This is a genomic window from Rahnella ecdela (assembly GCF_019049625.1).
GTDB classification, from domain to species: Bacteria; Pseudomonadota; Gammaproteobacteria; order Enterobacterales; family Enterobacteriaceae; genus Rahnella; species Rahnella ecdela.
This window is the reverse complement of sequence record NZ_JAFMOY010000130.1, coordinates 173,966-199,131: the sequence shown is the minus strand read 5'-3', so window position 1 is coordinate 199,131 and position 25,166 is coordinate 173,966. Positions and strand designations below refer to the sequence as shown.

The following is a 25,166-nucleotide window of genomic DNA, read 5'->3' as shown; positions in this document are numbered from 1 at the left end:
GCAAAAAGCCGGGAGATTATCCCGGCTTTTTTATGTGCTTTTTCTGAGATGTCTAATAAAAACTGGCTGAACGCTATTTAGAGCAGAGCGAACTGTCTGCGTATTCCGCTGCTAAGTCCTTGGTGCATTTGTATTTGCCACCGCGCTCGAATTCCGCCAAAGCATCTGCGACCGTGTGGCGCGCCAGAACCTGAAAAGAGGCTTCTTCTGCTTCGTTGACGATATTTTTGAAATACGTACACGCATTGGCGCTGACAACACAACGGGCAGGAACATCAGGACGAGCGGCCCACAGGCGCTTGTCTTCTATCACCGCGCAATAAATATCACGCAGGGAAATTTCTTCTGCGGGACGACCAAGTGTGATCGAGCCGGTGCGGCCAAGGGTGGAAACGATAATGCCGTGTTGCGTCAGCGGCACCATCAGCTTGCGGATAAAACTGGAGTTGGCTTCCAGACCCGTTGCTAAAATCGCACTGGTGCAGCGCTGATCAGCCTTTTGGGACTGAGCGATACAAAACACCATCTGCATAGCTGTCGGAAAGCGATAATCTAACATGTCATTGTCCTGAGAAACCAAGTCTTAGGTAAAACACCGTATCACAGAGGAATTAACCTGTCCGTGATCTGGTCAATAATATAACAAAAACCCTGCGGATTGTACATGTGATTTATCAATAGATTTCAATCATGTAGAGCACAAATCGCTTAAAAATCAACCCTCAGTCAATCCCCTTTTCACCTCTTTAAATTCAAGCGCTTGTAAGAAAACGCAGCAGGATCAGGCAAGGAATTGCCGGGTTTTTAAACGAAAACAGCATCCATTACTTAACCAAAATATAACATGACATTCATCGAACGGTTAAAACGATCAATCAGCAAAAACCGATCGTTAGTACCCATTTGAAGCTTGTGGTCTTTGCCGTGTTCGGTCAGACACTTCGTCTGGCAGGAAAAAACGATTAATATTTCCAATATAATCTTAACAAGCTGTCGACAATTAATTTGAAATATATAAAAAACCCATCCGGAGATGGGCTTTAATATTGTTGTTGCCGGTTTTAAGTCGGGTAATTAGAACTGGTAAACCAGACCCACTGCTACGATGTCATCGGTAGAAATACCGTTGTCTTTGTAGAAATCTTCATCGTTGTCCAGCAGGTTGATTTTGTAATCAACGTAAGTGGACATATTTTTGTTGAAGCTGTAGGTTGCACCAACAGAAACATATTTAACCAGATCGTGATCATTATCTGCACGGCTGGTGTTTTCGTTCAGGTCCTTACCTTTAGATTGCAGGTAAGAAACTTCAGGGCGCAGACCGAAATCGAACTGGTATTGTGCGGTAACTTCAAAGTTCTGAGTTTTATTTGCAACGTTAGAACCATCACCGTAAGCAGTCATATTACGGGTTTCAGAATACATGGTCGCTAAATAGACATTGTTCGCATCATATTTTGCACCAAGAGTCCAGACGTCGGCTTTATCGCCATCTGCGTTAGTGTAATTAATTTGGTCATTAGTACGGTCGGATGATGCATAGGCACCCCCTACGCTAACGCCCATGCCGAAGTCATAAGTAGTAGACAAGGCATAACCGTCACCATTTTGATTACGAACACCGTGAGTGCCGCTGTTATTGGTGCCTTCGCCGCTCACGTTACCGTCATTAGCCCCCTGATATTGCAGTGCAAAGTTTAGACCTTTCACTTCACCGAAGAAGTCGGAGTTGCGGTAAGTCGCTACGCCATTGGTACGGCCAACCATGAAGTTATCAGCAGTAGTGTAGCTGTCGCCACCGAACTCTGGCAGCATGTCGGTCCAGGCTTCAACGTCGTACACTACGCCATAGTTACGACCGTAATCGAATGAACCGTAGTCGCCGAATTTCAGACCTGCAAAGCCCAGACGAGTTGCATTGCCACTGGTACCGCTGTTTTCTGAACCGTTTGCCTGAACGTTGTATTCCCATTGACCGTAACCGGTCAGCTGGTCAGTAATTTGGGTTTCACCTTTGAAGCCAACACGGATATAAGTCTGATCGCCATCTTTGCCAGCGTCATCAGAAAAATAATGTAAGCCATCCACTTTACCGTACAGATCCAGTTTATTGCCGTCTTTGTTATAAACTTCTGCTGAATGAGCAGCGCCTGCTACCAGTAATGCTGGAATAATAAGGGCCAGTGCTTTTAATTTCATGACGTCATTCCTTTATCATTTAATTGAATGTTTAAATTTTTTATATATACATTATCAATGGGTCTGAGCTCGTATTAATACTACCTATATAGTTCCGTGGTTCAGAAGATAAATTATCCTTTTTGTGTTTATTATTTATTGCTAATTATTTCAGTGTGGTATTTTAATACCTATCGTGAATATCAAATTAAAATACATATAAAATTTATATTTATCGCGAGACAAATTATTGTGATAATTTAATTTCCGGATCCTGGCATTATCACCGGAATTCAATTTACCCTTCCTTGGTTTTATTTACACGAGTCATGCCGTGACCCCTGTTAGCGGCTTTAATTTTTTCGCCCCGCCTGTCTGCGGGGCTTTTTTTTGCATAAAAAAACCCATAACCGGCGAAAGTTATGGGCTCAACAATTGAGAGAGAACTAAAATTTCTACGACGAGGTCAGAGAGACTTTCCACAACAACCTTCATAACGGAAGCTGACACTGTGCCAGGCACAATCACAACACCCGCTATTGAGGGTACAACAAGCACTATCAGGAGAAAGTAATGTTAGTCGCACAGCTCGTTCCAGTAGCTGAAGCGCATTAAGCGTGTGTAGCGATCAGGAGCGGCGAAACCAGGCCGGGTCACTGTTCCCCACATCGATACCGTACAGACAACCCGTTGCCAGAAAACTTTCCAGCAGACGCGATGTGTCCTGCGCCATTTCTTCAGTGTGGTTGCGCGGATTACGTTGAGTAATGCGCTGCCATAACGAGCGGTGTTCAGATTTTTGTGCAGTCGTTGACATACAGGCCTCCGGTTATTCACGGCTTTCTGTTTAAAGCTTTTTTGGAACAAGCTTTTCAGACTCGTAGCAGACAGTATCTTCTGCTGGAATGAACTCAGTTAACCCTTTTCTTTCTGCAAACAGAACCAACGATTTATGCTTTCTTTATGAGGTTTTGAACTAACACTTTCCGGGCCAGACGCCTTCACAGAACAGTTTGGCGCAGGCAAGACTGTTCTCATGACGCACTTTCGGATCACCGGGCGTCTGTGCCAGCTGCACTAGAATGCCGGTAAAACACTGCGCCATCAGCACGGCTGAAATATCTTCACGAAACAGTTTATTTCGCTGACTGACTACCAGATTCTCAGCCATCAGGTCACATAATAATCGCTGCGTTTCCTGTGCCTGCGGTGGTAACAAAAAGGCCTGCTCTGTGCGTGCAACATCCTCTGCAAAAAAGTTAAGCAGTTTCCGAAAGTTTAACGCCATCCGGTCAATCACCTGATTTTCTGCGACCTGTGGTGCAATTTGTAACGAGCTAACAAGCGCGCTCAGGCGCTCGCGAAAAGCAATGACATCTGTATGGCTCATCTTTCTATCCCGGGTATTTTCCATTTCAGTACGTTTCTGAATTATTTGCGTAAATGTACGTTGCTACCTATTTGAATTCTATGAGTTAATGACCGTGGCTAACAATTGCACATCCCCGCACGCAGGCGTAAACCAGTAAGTAGCTCACGTAAGGGGAACGGGTCGGTCAGACCGTGCCTTGCGCGCAGCACCTGAAAAGATACCGAATACATAGAGGATAGTGGTATGTGTGACTGCTCCCCGCCGTAAACGGCGTGGCTTCCCACTTCTTAGGCTGCAACCGCCTTTATGACGGACTTACACTGGCCTCGATGGGCAGTAACGACGAGTCCCGCCGCCATAAGTTCTGTTATGCCTTTATTCTGTATGTTCATCGCCGCGTTTATGTCTCGGTCATGTTCAGTATTACAGGTAGGGCATTGCCATATGCGTTTATGTAGCGGCATAACAGCCATTTTGTGACCGCAACAATGACAGGTTTTCGAACTGGCAAACCATTGATTTAGCTTGACCAGATGAACACCTTCGGCTGCGGCTTTATATTCCACTTTCATAATGAAACCCTGCCAGGCTGCGTCACCAATAGCACGAGCGAGACAGGGGCTCTTCATCATATTTGCTGATTTTAGCGTCTCTACAATTACCGCTTGGTTTTCGTCAACAATTGCACGAGAGAGTTTGTGCTGAAAATCAGCGCGGGCATTAGCTACCCGCTCATGTACTGCGGCCAGCCGTAAACGCGCCTTACTACGGTTAGCGCTACCCCGTTTTTTCCGGGATAGTGCCTTCTGTTTGCGCCGCAGGTTACGACTCGCGTTTATCAGGTGCCGGGGGTTATTTACTTTATCGCCGCTTGAGGGGATCAGGTAGTGCGATAACCCCATATCGTAGCCGGTTACACAGGTAATAACGCTCGGCTTTTCTGGCGCTTCCTGTCCGTCGTCGCACAGAATTGAGGCAAAGTATTTGCCCGTCGCATTGCGACTGAACGTAATACTGGAAACCTTTCCGACTATCTCCCTGTGAATGTTTGCCCTGACGGGTTTCATTTTAGGGAGTTGGATAGCGTCAGTTAACACCTTACCGTTCGGGTGGTAGCTCGATTGCTTGCCGTGTTTACTCTTGAAAGTGGGGAAGTGAGCACGTTTCTTGAAAAAATTCCCAAACGCTGTATCGAGGTTAATTACGGCCTGCTGCAATGCCAGTGAGTCATATTCTTTCAGCCAACTATAGCGGCGCGACTTTTTGCCCACAGCCAGTAAAGGCTTTAAGTCGCGCTTAATGCTGACAGATACGCCGTGGCGTTGGTACATATGACGGCAGATATGCAGAGCTTTATTGTATGCAAAACGCACAGCGCCGAACTGGGCATTTAAAAATACCGCCTGCTCGCCGTCCGGGTAAATACGTACTTTGGTTGCCCTTTTCATTTTAGCCGCTCACCTGTAATATCATTGAATTATGTTATTTTAATGGGTATTTTTCAAGTGAGTGTGCATAGCGATGAGTTGGCGGGGTATCTTCGCCGTCGTCATTCAGTCAGTAAACTGGTCGTGCATTTAATCTTTACGACAAAATATCGCCGCCGATTGCTCGATGGTGCGATGATTGACCAGATCAGAGAGGCATTTAAATCAGCGGCTGAGTCGCTTGAGGTTGAGATTTTAGAAATGGATGGCGAAGCGGATCACGTTCACATCCTGGTTGCATACCCGCCCAAACTGGCTATCAGCGTGCTGGTTAATAACCTTAAATCAACCAGCAGTCGTTATGTCAGAATTTTAAATACCCATCTTTGCAAACAAAGTAATGCCGGAGTGCTCTGGTCACGTTCCTACTTTGCCTGTAGCGCTGGCGGAGCAACAATTGAAACACTGAAAGCGTATGTTGAATCGCAGAAAACCCCTGATTAGCACCCCTTATATCCCCGTCCAACTTTATGGGGTCAGTTCAGACTGGGCGAGGGTTTACGGGGCAAATGCTAAATACCACTCTGCTAAGCCCTTGCCAGTTTACTCAGAGCTGCGCCAGCGGAATATAGTATTCGCAGGTGACGCCGTTAAGCGCGGATTCACGCGAATACTTTTCGAGATCGGGTTGCATGATGAACTCCAGACCCAGCGTCGGTAAAAATACCGAATACAGATACAGGATAAAATCATTCAACCGGCTGAGATCGTAAGGATAGTTGATCTTCAGATACCGGCTGGCAGGTACCAGAATCGTATGGCTGTCACTCCTGTTGACTTGATGCGCCACGGTGTATTCCATCTGCAAGGCATTGGCGACTTCATCCCCTGTATCAGGTCGGCAATCTGAAAGCCCCCAGACAGGTGCCAGCAGTGATTCCGGCGTTTCCAGATAGCGCAGTAATCCGGCGCGGTGAACGTGGTTTTTACTGTTGAACAGCGCTTCTATCGGATACGAATGGACGACAGTTTCCCCATCGAACGCCATCTCCGGCAAATCGACAATTTCATATTTAGGTTGAGGAAACTCATCGACGGTCAGGGGGGCCGTGATCCCGTTCATTGTCCATGACGCATTGCGACGATACATTCCCGGTGTTTCTGCGAAATTCTTTTTGAATGAACGGGTGAATGTTTGCTGCGAGTCATAAGAGTAATACAACGAAATATCGAGGATTGGCATATTGGTAAGACGTAACGCGATTGCCGCCATGGTCAGACGGCGATCACGGATGTATTTGCCCAGTGCGTAACCCGTTTTACTTTTAAACAAACGCTGAAGATACCACGGAGAATAGCCGGTTTTTTTCGAAGCTTTTTCCATGGTCAGACGATCACTTAAGTTGATTTCGATCCAGTAGAGTAACTCTTTGATCAGGTCATCGTGAAAATCAGGTTTTTGTTCGCTCTGCAAAATGAACTCCCTGTGCTGCTTTAAAATTGCGCTCATTAGTGCGCAATAGATTTTGAAAACACGTTCACTACGATGACGCCTGCGATGATTAGCCCGAGGCCAATAATCGCCGGAGTATCCAGCTTTTGTCCGTAACCATACCAACCAATAGCAGAGACCAGAACAATACCGACACCAGACCAGATGGCATAAGCAATACCGGTCGGCAGGGTTTTCAAAGTCAGAGACAATAAGAAGATGGCGATCGTGTAGCCCAGCAACGTGACAACGCTTGGCCATAAACGGGTGAATCCTTCCGAACTTTTCAGGCTGCTGGTTGCAATAACTTCGGCCACGATAGCCAGCCCGAGAAGCAAATATGTTTTAAACATCTGATGTTTCCTTGCTGCATGAATTCTGAGCATATAGCTCATTTTCAATGGCGCGGCCGAGGTTGTATTGCGCGCAGGTTGCGCTGAGTCCGAGGGTTTCGAGTCGTGACATTGCGTCCATACTGCTGCTCAGCCCAATCAGTCGCCAGGAAATATGTTCAGGCGATTCGCCCGGCACAAACTCTCCTTTTTGTCTGCCGAAGCGGATAGCATCAGATACCAGCTCGTGCCAGTCAGCCACTGAATGCGCAAATGCAGCTTTCATCAGCGGCTCCTGTTCAGTCAGCAACATGGCTTCATGCCATAGCGGGATGGCCATCAAGGACTCTTCGTCTTGCGGGTCAACCAGCAACAGATTTAGCCGTTGGCGAGCCGTCAGAGTCAGAGACTTTTCTTCCAGCTGGGCTTTGAGAATTTTCATCACCTGCGTATAGGCCTGCGCCCGCAACTGAGCGGCACTGGAAAAATGATGATGAACCTGACCGGTTGCCGCACCGGCTTCTTGGGCGACCCGGCGCACGGTGGTCGCGGCCAGGCCTTCACGGCGCGCAATGCGCGCAGCCGCTTCCAGAATGGTATTGCGGCGGGCTTCTTTACACAGGTAGACCACTGAAAAATCCGAAGCAGAGTAGGCAGATACGGATAATGCCAAGACTTGGACGGATGTTCAAGAATTTTTGAGAACGTTCATTCACCTGTGGTTTTATATAGGTGTACAGAAATAGGTTATAAGGCTGGTGAATGAACTGTCATTTATTTATCAGTACAAATAAAACTGGAGGCCGACCTTACGTCACCCTGCCCGTTATATTTCGGATACAACGGGTAATCGCACAAGGGCATTTCACGGCCTGCTGTCGCTTTGTTGACATCAATCATGACCTGCTGTCCGGGAGGGATCCCATGATCAACCCATTTATCCAGCGTGCCGAGTGAATCCCAGCTCGCGCGAAAAGTCCCGCTGCTGTGAGTGAATCCCGGAGCCAGATAGAACCGGGCAAACTGGCGGAGTTCTTTTTCGCCAAACTCGGCTTTGAGTTTTTCGTAATACGCCACGGTATTGCCCGGCGGAACCGCCATGTCGGCCGTGCCGTGCATCATCAGTAATTTTCCACCATGCTGCACAAATGCGCGGATGTTCGCATCAGCGTTATCTACTTGCGCGGCCAGTTCTTTCAATCGTGCCTGATGAGCGGCAGGATCGAATTCCAGCGAGTCATAATCCGCGTCACGCATCACTTCATAGCGGACGGCCTGATCCCCCATCATATAAGGAAAGGAAATAATGATATTCGAGGCTTCAGGTTTTGGTTTGTCTGCGCCGGATCCAAATACGCTAACCAGCGCGGAAGCATCTGCACCGCGTAATATGGGCCAGGGTGCAAAGTGATCACCGGTGGATAGTGTTATCCCAAGCGGCACGGGCTTATCCAGCATCCCGACCAGCGCGATTTGCGTGTCTGAAAGACAGTTTGCACCGGTATCTTTGCCCTGCGAACAGCGCAGATGCGCTATGTTAAATGTCGCGCTGCAGGCATCAGGATTGGCAACCACGCCGTCAGCCAGCCCGTCGAGTTTGTCACAGGCACCGTTGACCGCATTGGCAATCAGCGCCGCTTTTGCCGGTGAAATCCACGCGCCCGGCGTGTTGTATATGGCCTGCCCGATACGGATCCCAGCCAGATGCAATTCCACGACGTTGTACACCGGATGAATAGCTATTGCGCCGTCGTAGTCGAGCGGAAAGCGCTGGATTGCGGCAAGGGCTTCGTGTCCGCCCTGAGAATTCCCCTGAAAATACAGGCGTGAAGGTTTTTTACCGTAAGCCTGCGTAATAAGTGCAACGGCGACATCGTGAGTTTTCTTTATCTGAGCACCGGCAAAGTTTTCCCACGCCTCTTCATTGAGCGTAAAAGACGCATCGGATACGCCGCCCTGATGGCCGGAATCGCTGCCAAATGTCGCATAGCCTTGTTTCAGTGCCCCCGGAGTTGTCGCAGGCGCCAGTCTGGCGGTATCGGCGTCTTTAACTGCACCGTCAAATCCGCTTCCCCCCAGTTGCAGCGCTTTACCGTTCCAGTTAACAGGCAGGTAAAGCTGAAAATTAATGTCGGGGGCTTTTAAATCTACAGGCTTAATCTGCCCTTCGATCTTGCAGTGTGGATTACCAGCATGCCCCGCCATCGCGACATTGGTGACGACTGCGCCGCGGGTGGGCAAACCAATTCTGGCGGCCCCGATGCGGGTATTTTTCAGGGCTACGCATTGCGCTTCGGTGAAACCCGCCGCGGATGCTACGGCAACGTTTGTCAGGCACAACGCAAAATAAAGAATATAAAAACGCACTTTCATCAGACTGCTGTCATCCCATTGGCGTAAAAATGTCAGTTTGTCATTAAATGATCGGTGAAAACAGCCCTGTGTACCTGAACCGGTCATCGCCGTCAGTCACCGGTCATCGCCGTCAGTCACCGGACTGATCTCCTTATCATTTAACGCAGACAATTAACCGGGTCGGAATTATCACCGCATGTGTGATCGGAAATAATGGATATGTTCCTTTGAAAACCTTATTTATATAATGATTCAAAATTGAATCATGTCTGAAATGAATGAATGAGTTTTTGTGAAATTTAATATTGATATGGTGAATACTATAAACTTAACTTTTTATTTGTCTCGGGCCGGTCATTAGGGGTATATTGCTGCCGCTTACCCGGTTCAGGGTGAGTTCATCTTAATTATTCATTTTAAAAGGAATTTATATGAAGTCTTTAGTCAAGTTATTTGTTCTGGCTGCGGTGGTTTCTACTCTTTCCGGTTGTACTGGCAGCGTATATAACAAAGAGAAAAATTGTGATTACACCTATTTGCTGCACCCTGCTATTTCTATTTCTAAAATGATTGGTGGTTGTGGTCCGGCTGAAAAATAAATTCCTCTTCAGCAAAATAAAAGCCGGGCATTTATGTCCGGCCTTCTCTGGTCAACAGATTCGTTTATTTATCTTCCTCAGAACGTCCATCGTACACCGCCGGTATAGCCCCAGCCTTTTGCGCCGTTACTGTTAATTTCTTTGCGGTAATCCACTTCAGCATACAGTGACAAATCATTTTTAAAAGTCACCGTCCCGCCGCCACCTAACTCACCCATCTGACCGAATTTACCGCTGGTAAAACTCTGGCTGATTTGCGTATTCTCAGCGCCGATAGTCGTTTTGGCTTCGCCGCCCCAGCCCCGATAATAGTTTGCACGAACGTAAGGCGTGTACTGGCGCCCCGTGTCATCAAGCCAGGTCCGCTCTGCACGTAAACCTACGCGCCCGATTGTCTGACTGTAATCCTGATAATCCACCGTGGTACTGTCTTTATCGGTGAAATTATCCATATTGATACTGGTGTACATCAGTTGCGCCTGTGGCTCCAGTTTAAGTCCGTTATCAAACCGGTACGGATAGCCGGATTCCAGTGACGCGCTCCAGCTTTTCGCTTTCGGTGATCCCACATTATTCTGGCGCGAAATATCCGTTTCGCCGTGGTGATTATCGAATGACAGAACCCCGTCCATATAAAAGCCGTTCTGCCGTTGCCAGGTCAGGTAAAGCGCAATGCTGTTGCTGTCAAACGTCGTGCTGCTGTATCCATCCGCTGCTTTAGGCTTCATACGACTGTTGCCGCGCGTATAGGCCAGCCCGCCGCGCAAACTGTCTTTGTCACCATCGAGACGCAAAACATTTCCGCCAATCTGTAGGGCGTTGTAATCCATATCGAAATCATAACCAAACTGCTTAAAGCTGACGTTGGATTTATAGGTCATGTTTGAGCCGATATAGCGCAGGAACATTTCACCACCAACGCCGTCGTTCAGGCTCTGTTCATGGCGCAATTCCCCCAAGCGTTTGTGTAAATCGTCAACAACGGAAGCGTTGTAATAGGCCAGTGCCACCGGTGCGGAAATATACGAAGGAACCTGCGGAGTAACGGCCCGGCGACCCGGCGCGCAGTTGTCCACGCCATTCACCACACAACCGTCGTCAGGTGGATTGGTTAACGGCTGGCTGCTGGTATCAACCGGTGTGGACGGGGCTTCCGGCGTGCCCGGATTGACAGGCGTAACCGCGACCGGCGCAACCACTTTATTACACGCATCGCCTTCACAGACATAGGCATTACCAATGCGGTAATCCCAGAAGGTATTGGTTATACCCCCGGCCACTGCGCGCTGATTGGCGTCGCTGCTGCCCGGCGCAAAGCTGTATAAATCATAACGCCACGGTCCGGCCGCCAGATAGCCACCCTTCAGCGCAAAACTGCTGACGCTGGAATTTCCGGCTACCTGTACCAGCGAAATCCCCTCGTAGGCTTGCATTGAAGATGAATGATTAAGGTCGGTCAGCGCGCCGGTACTGGCAGCTGCGGGTGTGATATCCAGAATAGTCGTGCCACTGCTGGCATTGCCAGTAATTTTCAACGTGTCGGTGAACTGGTTACTGCGCACACCGCCTGCATTAAGACGGGTTATCATGTTGACAGTACCACCATCCGACACCAGATCGCCGTTGATGGTCAGGGAATTTCCCGGTGATCCGCTGCCGTTGGTCAGATCAATCAGTCCGGCATTCGTCACAATTGCGGAATTCAGCTCGCCGCCGGAAATCACCGGATTAACGCCGTTACCGGCGAACAGTGTGGAGGTGCTGTCGATATTCACGTTGCTGTGCGCCAGCTGAAGGTCGCCGGTGAGTTCCCACTGCGTGTCATCGGTGAAATTAATGACGTTCCAGCCATTGCCTAAATTGACGCCACGGCTGAGATCGTCGGTGTCAAACGTACCGCCCCGTGCCACAATTTTGGAAAAGCTCACTTCGTTATCGGAGCCGATGCCGCTGGTGATATGCCGGGTGGTCGATAAATCCACATTGTTGATATACGCGCGGTTGGCATTCCCGGCACCGAGAGTCAGGCTGCCGTCGAGCGTGCCGCCATTCCAGGTGATGGTGTCATCGCCCGAACCGGTACTGATATCACCGAAAACATTGCCGGAAGTCAGCAGAACGTCGTCATTGCCCGCGGTGCCGGAAACGGCGACTGCACTGGCTGAAGATGGCGTAATCGTCCCCCGGTTTTCAAACCGTGCTGTTGTTCCGTTGCTGAGATCGACCACCGGCGCGGTGAGACTGGCAGACGTCAGGACGCCGGTGTTGAGCACGTTACCGGCATTGCCCGCCACCAGTGCTGATCCCCCTGCTGCATCGGTAATATTAACGGTGGCAGACGTGACAACGTCACCTGTGGTGTTGGCATTTATCCCCGTTCCGCCCGCGCCGGTGACATTAAACACATATCCGTCACCCAGTGTCAGCAGCCCGGAAGTGGCAGAGAGATTAGTCTGCGTGAAATTAAAAGCCGTGCCGTTACCGCTGACATTCACCCGCAGCGTTGATGCGGGATCAAATGCCGTAGCAGTACGCACACCACTGCCATTGCCGACATTAATGGTTGCGTTTTGCAGTGTGACATTGCCGGTTTCCGCGCGGTTTTCGACACCATTGCTGGAACCCGTGATATTTAGGGTCGTGTTATTCATGGCGAGACCGCCCGCACCGGTATCGAGTAACACGCCGTGCGCCGTGCCGCCGCTGGTAATATTATTGTCGTCGCCGTTGAGGATAAGACTGGTGCCATCCGAAATGCGGATACCGGCCACGCCGTCATTAACCGTAATATTGCCTGCGCGTGCAACGGAAGTCCCGCTGCCACTGGCATCAATCCCTGTTCCCTGTGCAATCTGGAGAGCGCCATTGTTGGTAAATGTGCTGCCTGATATAACCTGCGCACCGGTGCTGTTCGCGCCGGTCAGCGTAATCTGATTATTGTTGATGGCCTTGCTGCCGAGTTGTGCCAGTATGCCCGTGCTGCCTGCGCCACTCATCGTTATCACGCCGTTATTGATCACGTTCCCGAGATTCGTGGCCATGTAACCTATTGCGCCGGATGCGCTGGCAATAACCGATGCGGCGCTGGTGAGCGTGGTGCTGGCATCAGGCGCTGTCACTATCGAACCGTCGGACTCATGCTTTTGCCCGTCGGCCACGCCGCCGATGCTGCCTGTACCGCTGAGGGTGATCGCAGTGGTGCTGTCGAGATTACCCAGCGCGCCGCCTTCGACGGTGACGGCTTTTGCCCCGCCGCCGCTGGCAAACAGTTTTGAACCGGCGGTATTGATTTGCGCATTGGTACCGGCGCTGACCAGCGCCATACTGTTTGCCCCGGAAGCTGTCAGCGATGAACCATTACCGAGGGTCAGCGAAGCGCCGTCGGCAATGCGGTACAGGGTTGAACGATCGGTATCAACGTCCAGTACCGTCGTCGCGCTGTTGATGACTGAGCCCGCACCGACGGCACGATAGGCTATCTGATCGGTGTTACTGAATGTCGGGGTGGCGGAACTGGCAATATTGACCGTGCCGCCATTCTGGGCGTCAGCGCCAATCGCTCCGACGCCGTTAAGATTGATCAGCGAACCGTTGCTGAGCGTGGCAATCGCTTTCGCCCCGCTGGCACTGACACCGCGGGTACGGCTGGCAATGCTGCCGCCGTTGACATTAATCGAGCCGCTTGTGCTCGCCGTGGTGTTGAGTCCGCTGGTGCCGCTGTTGACCACCATCCCCGCGCCGCCATCATTAATAGCAATATTACCGGTGTTGGAGCCGGTCGCGCCGCTTTGTACCAGGATGCCGGTTGCGCCTGCTCCGGTAAAGTTGATGTCGCCGGTGTTAGTCAGCGATGCACGGTTGCGAGCAATGAAACCCGTCAGTCCGTTTTGTGCCGACATCAGGGAAGCTGCAGAAACCAGCGCCGTGCTTTGTACCGGTGAACCCGAATTAGTGCCAGCGAGCGTATGTTTCTGACCGTCGGCAATCGCCCCCACGGCATTAACGCCCGAAAGATTTATGGTAGTATCCGCGTCGATTGATCCCGTCGCCCCGCCTTCAACAATCAGCCCGGTAGCGCCGGTCCCGGAAACCTCCAGCGTGGCATTTTTGGTGACTACCGTCGTTCCGCCAGTGCCGGTGCCCATTACGCCGACCGAATTCATGCCTGAAGCGGTCAGTGACAAATCCGTGCCGTCAAAGTCAGCGCCCTGTTCCAGCCGGAATAATGTTGAACCGGTAGTCGTGACATTGAATGAATTGTTGCCGACCGTATTAATTTTGGCATTGGGGCCAAACGCGAAAAATGCAATCTGATTGCTGCCCAGGCTGAAAGCCGGGATAGCGTCGGGTGACACATCCACCGTGGCGTTTCCCCTGGAGTGTACGCCGATTGCACCATTGCCGGAAAGATTAATTGGGCCGTCAACGGTAGCGGTGGCAACGCCCGTTCCCTGACCTTCGACCCAGATACCAAAATTGCGCGTGCCGCTGGCAGTGTCTGCGCCACCGGCGACATTAATCGTGCCGGTGGAACTGGCAGATGAAGTATTTCCGCTGGTTGCCACCACTTTCACGCCGGTTCCGTTGACGCCGTTGAGGTTAATAGTGCCCGCATTATCGATATTGCCCGTGGTATTCATTACCGACATACCGATGTTTTCGCGCGGAACCGTTGTTGCTTTGCCGTTGATATCTATCGTGCCGTTATTGAGAAGTGTGGTGCCCGTGCCGCCACCGGCGTACATTCCGGCAGCATTTTGCACACGGCTGCCGATAACAATATTGCCATTGTTGATGGCACTTCCTCCTGCGCTGACCTGCACTCCGGCCGTCAGTCCGCTCTGGTTAACGGCGGTGTCCGCAGTATTGTCATTCAGGCTATTTTGCGGGCCGCGACCGATATAAATATTCGCGCCGGTGTTGTTGATAAAAGACGCCGTTGCATCTCCGACCATCACGCCGGTGGTACTGCCGGTTGCGCTGGAACCATTGATCCCGACGTTGATATTTCCGCTGTTGTTGGCTGAGGAATTGATGCCCAGATTGATGGCTGACGTTGTTCCGCCGGTGGTGGCGAAATTCACGATGCCGTTATTATCGAAAGTGCTGCCGTTTTGTACCTGCACACCGTTGGAGCCAAAGCCGGTAGAGCCGACACCGGTGCCATCAATCCGGTTGATAAATCCGCCGTTGATCACACCGTTATTAATGCCGCTACTGTCGTCGAGATATAACGCGGAACCTTCTGAACCCAGAGAGCCGGAGCTGCTGACTTTACCGTTCACCGTGATTTCTGCATTATTGGTACCGCGTATTGCTCCGCCATTGGCGCCGATAACTTCCAGGGATTTTCCCGCTGCAATATTCACTTTTGCATTGGCACCGCTGGCGTTGATGACTATCCGGTTGCCGATGGCCTGAGCGACATCATCATTCGGGTCGTCAGCAGAAATCAGGTAATCAACGGTGTTGGTGCTGCGCGTGAAGGCTTTATTGAAGTTGGTGAGATAAGTACTTTTATCGAGGTTGCCGGATTTTAACTGGGTAACCAGCCAGTCGTTGTAACTTTTCAGACCTGCAGCATTGGTCACGTTGAAACTGGTCACGGCGTTATCAAGCGTCTGAACGGTAAATGCGCCGTTAAAGGTAATGAGGTTCTGAACGGTCAGCTGGCGGGGGATCGTCGGGTCGGCGGCTGTGCCGCTGAACGTAATCCGGTTACTGGAATTCCAGTTTAGTGTCGAGTCTGCGCCATTTGTACCATCAACGTTGAACAGCGTGCTTTGTTTGGCGGCCATCGTCCACGCGTTGTTTACACCACTTGGCGCAGCATTCGCCTGGCCGATATTCACATTCAATGTTCCGCCGGTACTGACATCCGCAATCCGGGTGTTGATGTATTGATCGTCCCCTACGTTTACCACATCCGCCACTGGCGTACTGGCATCAACGGGGGCCAGCGCGATCAGAGTGGCAGGATTATAAACCTGAAAGGTTGTGTTGCCGCCGGTGGTCGGATCGGGAATGGTGATACCAAAATTTGCCGGTCCGATGTCCAGACGGGAAGCGCCTATCACGCCGTGGTCGTTAACTATGCGACCCAACCCCTGTAGCGCGCCTAATGTGGTATTGACGGAACCGTCAGTGCCGGCACGAAATTGCTGATTACCTGTGAGATCAACCACGGCGCCCCCTGATACCAGCAGATCACCATTAAGCTGGTCATTATCAGCGGGGTTGAATGCCTGCAATATAACTGCCTGAGCTGTGACAGGAAATAAAAGAGCCGGAGGAGTACTAATAACAACGTAAACAGCAATGGAGACTTTAGATAATAGCAGTCGGCGGACCATAGAATACTCCAGCAAAAAGGGACAGACACTAAAAGGAAAATCCCTCTCCTCCGGATTATCAAAACTACGTATTTTCAAGGCATTAGAAATTATTTTCTTGTCAGTTGAAAACTTATACGAAGTTCCGGCTTTGTACAGTTTGCGTTAAGTTAACGTTAGATGAGGTAAATCTATTTTGCAAAAAAATAAGGAATAATTTCCATGAAATGTGAATGGTGATTATTCAGCACGACAATACACGCCAATATTATCCCTGTAATTAGTATGCGTATTGATATACATACCACCCCACTATCGGCTGACATTCAGAAAAACAAAATAAATTAGTTACAACATTCTATTGGCTTTGAATATCAACAACAGTGAACAATTAAGCATCTATGATTAAATCGTTTAATCAGAAAATATGTGCAGGAAGTTGAGTGAGTATTTTGCCGGCGTTAAAAAAAGCGGCCGCATAGCGACCGTCTGGATGGACTACAACAGTATTTAGCGCTTACGCCATAACGTCATCTGTGCCACTGTATGCTGGAATTTTCTGGCTGTTTCACGGATAACGAAAGGAACATCGTGCGGTTGCTGAACTTCTTCGAATTCATTCGCCAGCAGGCGGCGCAAGGCCTGATGCGTGGTCACCGCCTCACCGTTCTCTCGGAATCCCCCTATCCAGTTTTCTTTAGGCGTGAATTCCTCAAGCCAGGTATAAGGTGACGAAAGCATCAGTAATCCGCCGGAACGAATCATCGGTGCGATATCTTTCAAAAATCTCGCCGGTTCACGCAGGCGGTCGATCAGGTTTGCAGCCAGAACCAGATCGTACAGTTCAGCCTGAGGTTTCAGATTACAGGCATCGCCCTGCACAAAACTGACGCGCTCTGTCTGCTGCGTATCTATCCCAGATTCCGCCAGCGACGCCTGACAATAATCGACCAGTTCGCCCTCTTCCGGGATCACATAACGACATGCTTCGCCGCGCGAAAGTGCCAGAGCGACATCAATAAACCGGGCTGAATAATCCATGCCAACGACAACATCAAAATGACGGGCAAGCTCAAAACTGGCGCGTCCGGTCGCACAGCCAATATCCAGCGCCCTGCCTTTCTGACTGACATTTTTAACTGCAATATCAACCAGTTGTTCAGCATAGTTAGGCACATTAAAGTGACGTGGACCGTACTGGAAATCCAGATACTGCGCCACCAGCCCATCCGTTTCGTATGGGTTTACCGTAACGACTTCCTGATGACTGGACACCACATACCGGAAACCTGCATGCTGGAAGAAGTGGCGACGGAACGCATAACGCGAAGATTTCAGTGCTTCATTACCGGTCGAAATCCAGCTTCCTCCCTTGATCATGGAGTGTTTTCCATCAAAGGTCGGCGTCGAAAAATCGTCATATAACGGATGAACGCGGAATCCATCAAAACCGCTGATGGGGGTAGACGCCCATTGCCAGACGTTCCCAACCACATCGCAGAAGTTGCCTTGCTGAAAATGATCAACCGGACACGAAGATGCCCACCAGGCCAGATTGATATTTCCCGGCGCGCTCTCCCAGTCTGGCTGATCGCCCGGTACCTGATTACGTAAAATCATCCACTCCGCTTCAGTCGGTAATTGCACAGACTCGCCGGTTTGGGCAGCTTTCCAGCGACAAAAAGCAGCGGCTTCCAGCTGATTGACTTCCGCCGGCCAGTCCCACGGCATTTGCACTTCTTCCGTCATAAGACGTAATTTCAGCTGTTCAGGTTCACGCGGCGAACCTACCCAGAATGTCGGCATTTCTGCCTGCGCAAAATCACGCCATCCGGCACCTTCTTCATCCCACCATTGCGCGTCCTGATAGCCCCCGTCCTCGACGAAAGTAAAGAACTCGGCGTTGCTCACCAGCATTTTGCTGGCGCTAAATGCCTGAATTTTATGCTCTGACGTGCCGTATTCATTGTCCCAGCCGTAGGTATCATCCTGCTTGCCTAGCGTGACAACGTCACCTTTAACCGCCAGCGTTTCGTTTTGGGGCACCGAATTCCGGTCATGTCTTGCCAGAGAACAGGCTGGCCAGTGCGCCTGAGGTTTAACCCACTCCACCGGCAACTGGCGGATGAGCACACTGGAAGTTTCCAGATGAATTCGCTCATGTTCAATGCCCATCAGAACAACCCAGGCCGGACTGTTCCAGTCAACCGGCAAACTCAGTGGCATCGTATCAATAATGCCCAGCACTTCTTCGCGAACTTTGCTTCGATATGTCCGTAAATTCGCGACAGATGGCCAGTTATAGTTCTGATCGTCGAGGTCGTCCCAGCTCATTTCATCCACGCCAATCGCCAGCATCGCTTCGATGTGGGAATCAATTCGCTTTGGAATTAACCCGGCTGCCATCAGTTTGTTGATATAGAAAGTGGCGGTATGACCGAAATAAAAAATCAGCGGGTGGCGCAGGGAAATCGCTTTGTTGAAATAAGCCCGTTCGTCCGCCAGACAATCAAACAGGCTCTCATACAGTTCCCAGGTCTGAATAAAGTAATCTCGTATTTCCTGACGTTTTTGCTCCGCCGTTCCGGTGCTCAGTAAGATTGTTTTCGTCGGTTGCGGAAGGCCGTTAGCGTTCTCTGGTTGTGAAAGCATCATTAATTCCTCTGTCTTCTGGCAACGCCAAATCAATACTCAAGTGTAGCAGCTGACATCAGCGGCTTATTTCCGGCGCGTGCTGGCCGGTCTGTTAGTCGTGGAACTGTTAGGGATAAAAGATACTTAAAAAGCGCAAAAACCCGTTATCTTTCCATATACAGCATCGATATCGCAGGAACATGCAGCGATTCCCCTTCGTATTTATGGCGTAAATCGAAGTAATCCGGCGCGCTGATGATGCCCTGAATATTGTCAGAAAATGCTTCCAGCGCCTGTTTCATCTGCGGCAGATAGTCGTGGGTGTCGTAAACACGGTCGATGCCTTCGAGAGAATGATTCATGATTTTACGGGCAACATCATTGGGTACATTCAGGGATGATAATTTGGATCTCGCCGTCCGGCGTAAATCGCGGGTAGCAAAAGGCTCAATGCCCAGCCCTCTTTCAGCACGCAGCATACGCCGGATAACCTGAGTGATCGCGCCACGCGATAACGGTTTTTGCGCATCCAGCGGAGACGGAACCAGCCACGGACTATTTTTCGGACTGGCCGCAATCAGGGCATTTACGCATATCAACATTAAATTTGTTAAAGGCAGACTGTGGTCGCGTGCTGATTTATTGCGCGTGCCCTGCCTCCAGACGCCAATCCGCAGATGAAACTCCTCTTTTCTGGCGCGTACAATTTCATCAGGACGCCTGGCCGTCAGCAAGCAGAGGCGTAATGCCCAGCGGCATTGTTCTGAAATATCCCATAAATCAAGGCCATGCCAGAAGATCCAGATTTCAGCATCGGTTAACGCCCGCTCGCGCGGCGGCGAATTTCTTCCCCCGACATCACGGCGTTTCATCGAACTCAGTGGCGAATGAGCGAGATATCCCTGAGTTTCCGCCCAACCGAAAAACTGCTTACACAGGGCAAATACCCGTTTGGCTTCTGAAATTTTTCCGTCCGCTAACAGCACGTTAAATAAACGGTTCAGACGCAGGCGGGTGATTTTGTTCAGTGGCACATCGCCAATTACCGGAAGGACATGTTTCATCAAAGACGAAACGGCAATTTCCGGACGGCGGCGGGTCAGGATCAACGAAAGCCGGATCCAGACATTAATTACCTGACCGACCGTCGCATTGCCCTCTTCGTCAAAATCATCCAGCTGTGCCAGCGGCGTCGCTTTAACATTCTGAAGATAAGCGAGCACATGCCGGCCAACATTTTCGGCGGCAAAATTTGTTTCACTGGTCGTTCCGGATACCGCGTTGCTCATCAGCCCAATTTCACCTGAAAAATCACAGGCCGGTTTTATAACAAGTCAGAGGATCTTAGGCAAAGGGTTTGTGACTCCAGACCTATTAAGTCTGGAGTCAGAACGACAATCTATAAAGAAAAATAAAGGACTTAGCAGAAGGATTATGGTGTCGATTTCGGGTCATAGTAACCACAATTAGAAGGCTGCAGCGCCCATTTTCAGGCCGTAGCATCGGCATACGTTATGTATTGTCGATAAATCAATCGTTTCACACTCCCGTGTGGGCCAATTGCGCTTGCTGGCTGCAATCAACCGGAAAGGAGAAGTCAGGTTTCCCTAAAGAAAATTTGGCAGGTGCCGACATGTTAATTGTTAAGGATCCTTTATCTCATTCAAATCGCAGTCTGGCCACGGAAATGTCACTATGCGCAATAATCAACCAGTTTCTCAACGGGAATATCAGTATCCTGACGACGCCACGTTAATGTCGACCACGGATGCCGAAAGTCATATCACTTACGCCAACGATGCTTTTATTGAGGTCAGCGGCTTTGACCGTGACGACATTATCGGACAGCCGCACAATATTGTTCGCCATCCCGATATGCCTCCTTCCGCTTTTAAGGATATGTGGGAGACATTACAGCAAGGTTTTCCGTGGACTGCGCTGGTGAAAAACCGCCGCCGAAACGGCGATCATTACTGGGTGCGCGCCAATGTCGTTCCTATTATCCGCGCAGGGAAAACCAAAGGTTATCTCTCGGTCCGTACCAAACCCACAGCAACCGAAATCAACGACGCACAATCGCTGTATGACAAAATGAATCGCGGCGAACTGAACAACCGCCGGTTGCATCACGGTTTACTGATCCGCACCGGCCTTGCCAGTGGTCTTTCCGTTTTGAAAACACTTTCAGTTCGCTGGCGGATCCGCTGCGGACTGATCGCGTTACTCATCCTCAACTCACTGGCCATTTCTGCTCTGACTGTGTTACCCGCCATGCAAATGAATATCGCGTTTGCACTCAATGCATTTTTCATTTTGCTTTTGGGTTTCTGGCTGGAATGGCAGATCACACGCCCGGTCGAACAACTTTGCCGTCAGACCTTGCGGGTCGCCAGCGGAGCGAGTCATACGGTCACGCCGATGGAACGCGTTGATGAAATCGGAATGACGCTGCGATCTGTTGGACAACTCGGACTGATCTGCCGGTGGATGGTGGATGATGTTAATGACCAGGCACATAAAGTTCGCACCGCCAGTGAGTCACTGGCAAACGGCAATGAAGCATTGAGTCAGCGTACCGAACAGACCGCGGCGAACGTCGGTGAAACGGCGGCGGCAATGAATGAGATGAGTGCGACCGTTGAGAGCAATACGCAAACTGCCGCCGAAGCGGACAAGTTATCACTGACCGCCAGTGAGGCAGCGGAAAAAGGCAGTAATGCGATGCAGGGTGTGGTCGGTACCATGCAGGAAATCACCGACAGTTCTCGCAAGATCGCAACCATCACCAATGTCATTGATGGCATTGCTTTTCAGACCAATATTCTGGCGCTCAATGCCGCCGTCGAAGCCGCCCGCGCCGGAGAACAAGGCAAAGGATTTGCAGTGGTTGCCGGTGAAGTGCGCAGTCTGGCACAACGGAGTGCCAGTGCGGCCAGTGAAATAAAACGGCTGATCGACACCAGTGTGGAAACAGTGGTATCGGGATCCCGCCAGGTTGACCAGGCAGGTAAAACGATGGCTGACATCGTGTCTCAGGTACGAAATGTTTCTACCCTGATTGGCCAGATCCGCAGTGCCACCAGCGAACAAAATCTCGGACTGCTCGATATCGCCAAAGCGATTGAAGAACTGGATCGTATCACGCATCAAAATTCAGTTCAGGTTCAGGAAGGCGCCAGTGCTTCTTCTGGGCTGAAAAGACAAACCGACCGGCTGGTCGAAGCTGTTGGGGTATTCCGCTAATATCGAAAAATAAAGGCGGACATCTACCGCCTTTATTTATGGCACAGACTGAATGAAAGAATCACTGGCTCTTCCATTCTTTATTCAGCATGGCATACAGATATTCACTACACCATTCGCCTTTTAGAAAACAGTTTTCGATAAAACTTCCTTCTCGTCTGAAATTAGCCGCTAAGAACAAATGACTGCTGGCTTCATTTCTTACATCAGCGATGGCATATACCCGATGCTTTCCGAGGGTATCAAATAAATATTCCAGCAGCAGCTTCAGGGCCATTTTCCCAATCCCTTTCCCCTGCCAATTCGGGTCTATCGTTACGCCAATTTCTACTTGAAAATCATCAACAAAGTGCAACCCTAAGTCACCCACCATACCGAATTCACAGTGTTCGATAGCGACCTGAAACCAGTTATCCGGGGTACCAAAAGTAAGAGTCTGCATTTCCTCAAACATTGCTTTCGCCTGATCTTGCGTAAAGGCATCCCAGCTCTGATATCGGGCAACGTCGGGATTTTGCCGGTAGCGGGTTAATATCGGCAGGTCAGCAATATTTAAGTGACGCAGGGTTATTGTTGAGGATGAAATTAATGTCATGGCCGGGCTCTTGATAAGTTCTCTTAATAAGCAGCTGGCGGGAAGTAATGACTCCACGCCTTTACAGGTGAATAACCGATACTACCTGACAATTTTTGCCTTTTCAGTTAATTAAGTGAAAATTATCCGGCGAAGGTAAATAAAAAGGCCGGTTACTGTTTAACAGTATCCGGCCTGCTCAGCGACTGATGATGTCTGTTATACGCTTACGCGCCCGCCAGCCTGAATGCCGAAACAGACTGCGTCAGATAGAGAACCTGCTCTTCAAGCGAGGCCGCTGCTGCTGCGGACTCCTGCACCAGCGCCGCATTCTGCTGAGTGACGCCGTCGATTTCGGTCACGGCCTGCTCAATCTGGCTTATCCCGCGGCTCTGCTCGTCGGACGCGGTAGAGATATGTTCCATCAGGACATCAACCTGCGTCACGGAAGAAATGATGGCCGAGATAGAATCACCGGTGCGCGATACCTGCTCCGAACCTTCCTTTATATTGGCAACAGATTCTGAAATCAGGTTTTCAATTTCCTTCGCGGCGACAGCACTGCGCTGCGCAAGGCTGCGCACTTCGCTGGCGACCACCGCAAATCCACGCCCTTGTTCGCCGGCACGTGCGGCTTCAACGGCGGCATTGAGCGCCAGAATGTTAGTCTGGAAGGCAATGCTGTTAATGACGCCGGTGATATCTTCAATTTTCTTCGAGCTGCTGTTTATGCGCCCCATCGTACCGATCACATCCTGCGCCACCTTTTCACCCGCACGCGCATTCTTAACCGCTTCACGTGTCAGGCCACTGGCCCGGGTGACGTTCTCGGTATTCTGTTTCACTGTTGCGCCCAGTTCTTCCATGCTGGCCGCGGTTTGTGTCAGTGCTGCTGCCTGCTGTTCTGTGCGGGAAGCCAGATCAATGTTGCCGGCAGAAATTTCCTGCGACGCATGGGCAACGGTATGACTGGTATCGCGCACCTGACCGATAATGCGGGTCAGCGACTGTCGCATATGCTCGATGGACTGCATCAGTTCTTCAATTTCACTGCGTGAACGGGCATTGACCGGCACAGGGGTATCGAGATAACCCTCGGCAATCTGGCGGCAATGATCACGGGAATTCAGCAGCGGCGTTAGAACGAAACGCTTGAGCAATATCACCACGCCAATAATGATGATCAGGAACAGCAGACCAAAACCGATGGTCAGCCCGATACCGAATTTGAAATTGTCCTGCGCATCATTGTTGAGGTTTCTGGCGTACTGTTCGTGCAGCGCCAGCACTTTATCCAGTACGATTTCATACTGGCGATCGAGCTTTATCACGGTCGGGATCTGTGCTTTAAACCGCGCCTGGTCACCCGCTTTAGCGGCATCGATCAGAGGCTGTATTCCGTTATGACGATATTCCAGATACGTGGTGCGATACGCCTGCGCCAGCTCATCCTCACCCGGCAACTTCGGGGCATTCATATAAGCCTGGAATGCCGCATCGGCTTTCGCGATAACCTCATTCACGCCGTCGAGCGCAGTGCTGGTTTGTTGACCATTGCTGTTTTCGATTTCCTTCATATATTCCATGACGCGAACGCGCGAGGTGCGGCTGTGATTGATGGGATCAATCACGGACAGAACCACCCGGATTTCTTTGTTGACGTCATCCAGGGAATGATTGCTCTGGGTCAGCAACCAGATGTTTGACAGCATGCTGGTGAAAAAAAGAGCGAAAAGCATCACAAGAACAAGTAAAGAGGACTTTTTAAGCGACATCGATAGATTCTCAAAACGGAGCAAGGATCTATCTATCGGCATTTTAGTTAAAAGGTTTAATCTGTTCGTGCCCTATCGGAAATTTTGCAGACAAAGATCGACCCGACGTGAAATTTTCAGTCTTATCGGATCCGTTTTCCTCTTCAGGGACTGGACTCATCCACGGACACTTTTGAAAAACCAAAATTGTTTTTTAATCTATAGGTTAATAAAATCAGCAACGAAACCTCTTATACTGAAACGGTGAAGGCATTTATTCTTGTAGGAAAAATCCGAGGAAAATATCAGAGCAGGCCTAGCCAGAGTCATACCTCCCTTTCATTTCGCCTGTCAACCACCCATTCCCGATATGAATACTCCTACAAATAAACGCGAATATTCCTATGAATTAAACCGCGCCATAAAATGCAAAAACTTTCATAGGAAAAAATCATGTCAGATATTTCCTGCATTTTTTAGTCTATTATTCCTAAATGATGTCCTAATTTTAATTTAGCTTCTCGCCAATGATGAGGCCGAATGCCTTACCCCATGCGCCTTGCAAGGTTAACAAGAGAAAATTCCTATATATCAATATGATGATCTGTAGGATTTTTCCTCCCAGCAAGTAACACTTGGTTACAAATTAGGATTTTCAATAGGATCAGTAATGTTTCTAAAATGCATCCGACAGGTACTTATCTGAAATTTTCTTTTCCAGATAATTCAAAACACACTGCGAAATGTTTCGATGAAATATTTTGGCTCGCTTGTGACCCCTGAAGTTATTCGCACACTTGATGCGGTATGGATGCAGTTTTATGGCAGGGTTGCCAGCCTCAATTTATTTTCAGACTCATTGGCAGCGTTTATC

17 protein-coding genes are annotated in these 25,166 nt (G+C 49.9%); 3 read left to right on the top strand and 14 right to left on the bottom strand.

Annotated elements, in window-relative coordinates; translation table 11 throughout:
- Positions 1-73: 73 nt before the first annotated feature.
- From J1784_RS17870 to J1784_RS17850, 5 genes are all read right to left on the bottom strand, one after another.
- Entirely contained in the window at positions 74-559 is a 486-nt protein-coding gene (locus tag J1784_RS17870; protein ID WP_120508860.1) for an RrF2 family transcriptional regulator, read from the bottom strand.
- A 515-nt stretch (positions 560-1,074) separates the two neighbouring features.
- Positions 1,075-2,199 (bottom strand): porin OmpC, encoded by a 1,125-nt coding sequence (gene ompC / locus J1784_RS17865; RefSeq protein ID WP_217150316.1) that lies wholly within the window; start codon positions 2,197-2,199, stop codon positions 1,075-1,077.
- A gap of 607 nt (positions 2,200-2,806) precedes the next feature.
- Positions 2,807-2,995 (bottom strand): hypothetical protein, encoded by a 189-nt coding sequence (locus tag J1784_RS17860; protein WP_120508862.1) that lies wholly within the window; start codon positions 2,993-2,995, stop codon positions 2,807-2,809.
- A 159-nt stretch (positions 2,996-3,154) separates the two neighbouring features.
- On the bottom strand, positions 3,155-3,568 hold the full coding sequence (locus J1784_RS17855) for a hypothetical protein (RefSeq protein WP_217150315.1): 414 nt from the start codon (positions 3,566-3,568) through the stop codon (positions 3,155-3,157).
- Positions 3,569-3,837: 269 nt separating this feature from the next.
- Positions 3,838-4,998 carry an RNA-guided endonuclease InsQ/TnpB family protein gene (locus tag J1784_RS17850; RefSeq protein WP_217150314.1) on the bottom strand — a complete coding sequence of 387 codons (1,161 nt, stop codon included), beginning with the start codon at positions 4,996-4,998 and terminating at the stop codon, positions 3,838-3,840.
- A 57-nt stretch (positions 4,999-5,055) separates the two neighbouring features.
- On the opposite strand from J1784_RS17850, the gene tnpA reads away from it, so the two are divergent.
- Positions 5,056-5,481 carry an IS200/IS605 family transposase gene (gene tnpA, locus J1784_RS17845; protein ID WP_217150414.1) on the top strand — a complete coding sequence of 142 codons (426 nt, stop codon included), beginning with the start codon at positions 5,056-5,058 and terminating at the stop codon, positions 5,479-5,481.
- A gap of 103 nt (positions 5,482-5,584) precedes the next feature.
- Here tnpA and J1784_RS17840 read toward each other — a convergent pair whose 3' ends face one another.
- The 4 genes from J1784_RS17840 to J1784_RS17825 form a co-directional block, all read right to left on the bottom strand.
- Entirely contained in the window at positions 5,585-6,451 is an 867-nt protein-coding gene (locus J1784_RS17840; protein WP_120509893.1) for a helix-turn-helix domain-containing protein, read from the bottom strand.
- A 35-nt stretch (positions 6,452-6,486) separates the two neighbouring features.
- The gene (locus J1784_RS17835; RefSeq protein WP_120509892.1) at positions 6,487-6,822 is read right to left on the bottom strand and encodes an SMR family transporter; all 336 of its coding nucleotides are present in this window, start codon (positions 6,820-6,822) and stop codon (positions 6,487-6,489) included.
- Positions 6,815-7,432: a TetR family transcriptional regulator gene (locus J1784_RS17830; protein WP_120509891.1), complete on the bottom strand. Its 618-nt coding sequence runs from the start codon at positions 7,430-7,432 to the stop codon at positions 6,815-6,817. Before J1784_RS17830 ends, J1784_RS17835 begins: the two co-directional genes overlap by 8 nt.
- A gap of 143 nt (positions 7,433-7,575) precedes the next feature.
- Positions 7,576-9,174: a tannase/feruloyl esterase family alpha/beta hydrolase gene (locus J1784_RS17825; protein WP_217150313.1), complete on the bottom strand. Its 1,599-nt coding sequence runs from the start codon at positions 9,172-9,174 to the stop codon at positions 7,576-7,578.
- 413 nt (positions 9,175-9,587) lie between these two features.
- Here J1784_RS17825 and J1784_RS17820 point away from each other — a divergent pair, with 413 nt between their 5' ends.
- Entirely contained in the window at positions 9,588-9,755 is a 168-nt protein-coding gene (locus tag J1784_RS17820) for a YhfL family protein (RefSeq protein WP_120509890.1), read from the top strand.
- 77 nt (positions 9,756-9,832) lie between these two features.
- On the opposite strand, the gene J1784_RS17815 is transcribed toward J1784_RS17820, so the two are convergent.
- The 3 genes from J1784_RS17815 to J1784_RS17805 all read right to left on the bottom strand — a co-directional run bounded on the left by J1784_RS17815 (position 9,833) and on the right by J1784_RS17805 (position 20,010).
- On the bottom strand, positions 9,833-15,940 hold the full coding sequence (locus tag J1784_RS17815; protein ID WP_338019919.1) for an autotransporter outer membrane beta-barrel domain-containing protein: 6,108 nt from the start codon (positions 15,938-15,940) through the stop codon (positions 9,833-9,835).
- A gap of 657 nt (positions 15,941-16,597) precedes the next feature.
- Positions 16,598-18,739 carry a 5-histidylcysteine sulfoxide synthase gene (gene ovoA / locus J1784_RS17810; protein ID WP_217150311.1) on the bottom strand — a complete coding sequence of 714 codons (2,142 nt, stop codon included), beginning with the start codon at positions 18,737-18,739 and terminating at the stop codon, positions 16,598-16,600.
- A 146-nt stretch (positions 18,740-18,885) separates the two neighbouring features.
- Entirely contained in the window at positions 18,886-20,010 is a 1,125-nt protein-coding gene (locus J1784_RS17805; RefSeq protein WP_120509887.1) for a tyrosine-type recombinase/integrase, read from the bottom strand.
- Positions 20,011-20,416: 406 nt separating this feature from the next.
- Between J1784_RS17805 and J1784_RS17800 the strand changes: the two genes are divergently transcribed.
- On the top strand, positions 20,417-21,964 hold the full coding sequence (locus tag J1784_RS17800) for a methyl-accepting chemotaxis protein (RefSeq protein ID WP_217150310.1): 1,548 nt from the start codon (positions 20,417-20,419) through the stop codon (positions 21,962-21,964).
- Positions 21,965-22,025: 61 nt separating this feature from the next.
- Here J1784_RS17800 and J1784_RS17795 read toward each other — a convergent pair whose 3' ends face one another.
- A complete protein-coding gene (locus J1784_RS17795) occupies positions 22,026-22,559 on the bottom strand; it encodes a GNAT family N-acetyltransferase (protein ID WP_120509885.1) in 534 nt (177 codons plus the stop codon).
- Between the two features lie 206 nt (positions 22,560-22,765).
- A complete protein-coding gene (locus J1784_RS17790; protein WP_217150309.1) occupies positions 22,766-24,313 on the bottom strand; it encodes a methyl-accepting chemotaxis protein in 1,548 nt (515 codons plus the stop codon).
- Positions 24,314-25,166: the final 853 nt, after the last annotated feature.

Excerpts from the sequence above, each read along its gene's own strand:
- J1784_RS17870 (WP_120508860.1), bottom strand. The coding sequence starts at position 559 with ATGTTAGATTATCGCTTTCCGACAGCTATGCAGATGGTGTTTTGTATC.
- ompC (WP_217150316.1), bottom strand. The coding sequence starts at position 2,199 with ATGAAATTAAAAGCACTGGCCCTTATTATTCCAGCATTACTGGTAGCA.
- J1784_RS17860 (WP_120508862.1), bottom strand. The coding sequence starts at position 2,995 with ATGTCAACGACTGCACAAAAATCTGAACACCGCTCGTTATGGCAGCGC.
- J1784_RS17855 (WP_217150315.1), bottom strand. The coding sequence starts at position 3,568 with ATGAGCCATACAGATGTCATTGCTTTTCGCGAGCGCCTGAGCGCGCTT.
- J1784_RS17850 (WP_217150314.1), bottom strand. The coding sequence starts at position 4,998 with ATGAAAAGGGCAACCAAAGTACGTATTTACCCGGACGGCGAGCAGGCG.
- J1784_RS17835 (WP_120509892.1), bottom strand. The coding sequence starts at position 6,822 with ATGTTTAAAACATATTTGCTTCTCGGGCTGGCTATCGTGGCCGAAGTT.
- J1784_RS17825 (WP_217150313.1), bottom strand. The coding sequence starts at position 9,174 with ATGAAAGTGCGTTTTTATATTCTTTATTTTGCGTTGTGCCTGACAAAC.
- J1784_RS17820 (WP_120509890.1), top strand. The coding sequence starts at position 9,588 with ATGAAGTCTTTAGTCAAGTTATTTGTTCTGGCTGCGGTGGTTTCTACT.
- ovoA (WP_217150311.1), bottom strand. The coding sequence starts at position 18,739 with ATGCTTTCACAACCAGAGAACGCTAACGGCCTTCCGCAACCGACGAAA.
- J1784_RS17805 (WP_120509887.1), bottom strand. The coding sequence starts at position 20,010 with ATGAGCAACGCGGTATCCGGAACGACCAGTGAAACAAATTTTGCCGCC.
- J1784_RS17800 (WP_217150310.1), top strand. The coding sequence starts at position 20,417 with ATGCGCAATAATCAACCAGTTTCTCAACGGGAATATCAGTATCCTGAC.
- J1784_RS17795 (WP_120509885.1), bottom strand. The coding sequence starts at position 22,559 with ATGACATTAATTTCATCCTCAACAATAACCCTGCGTCACTTAAATATT.
- J1784_RS17790 (WP_217150309.1), bottom strand. The coding sequence starts at position 24,313 with ATGTCGCTTAAAAAGTCCTCTTTACTTGTTCTTGTGATGCTTTTCGCT.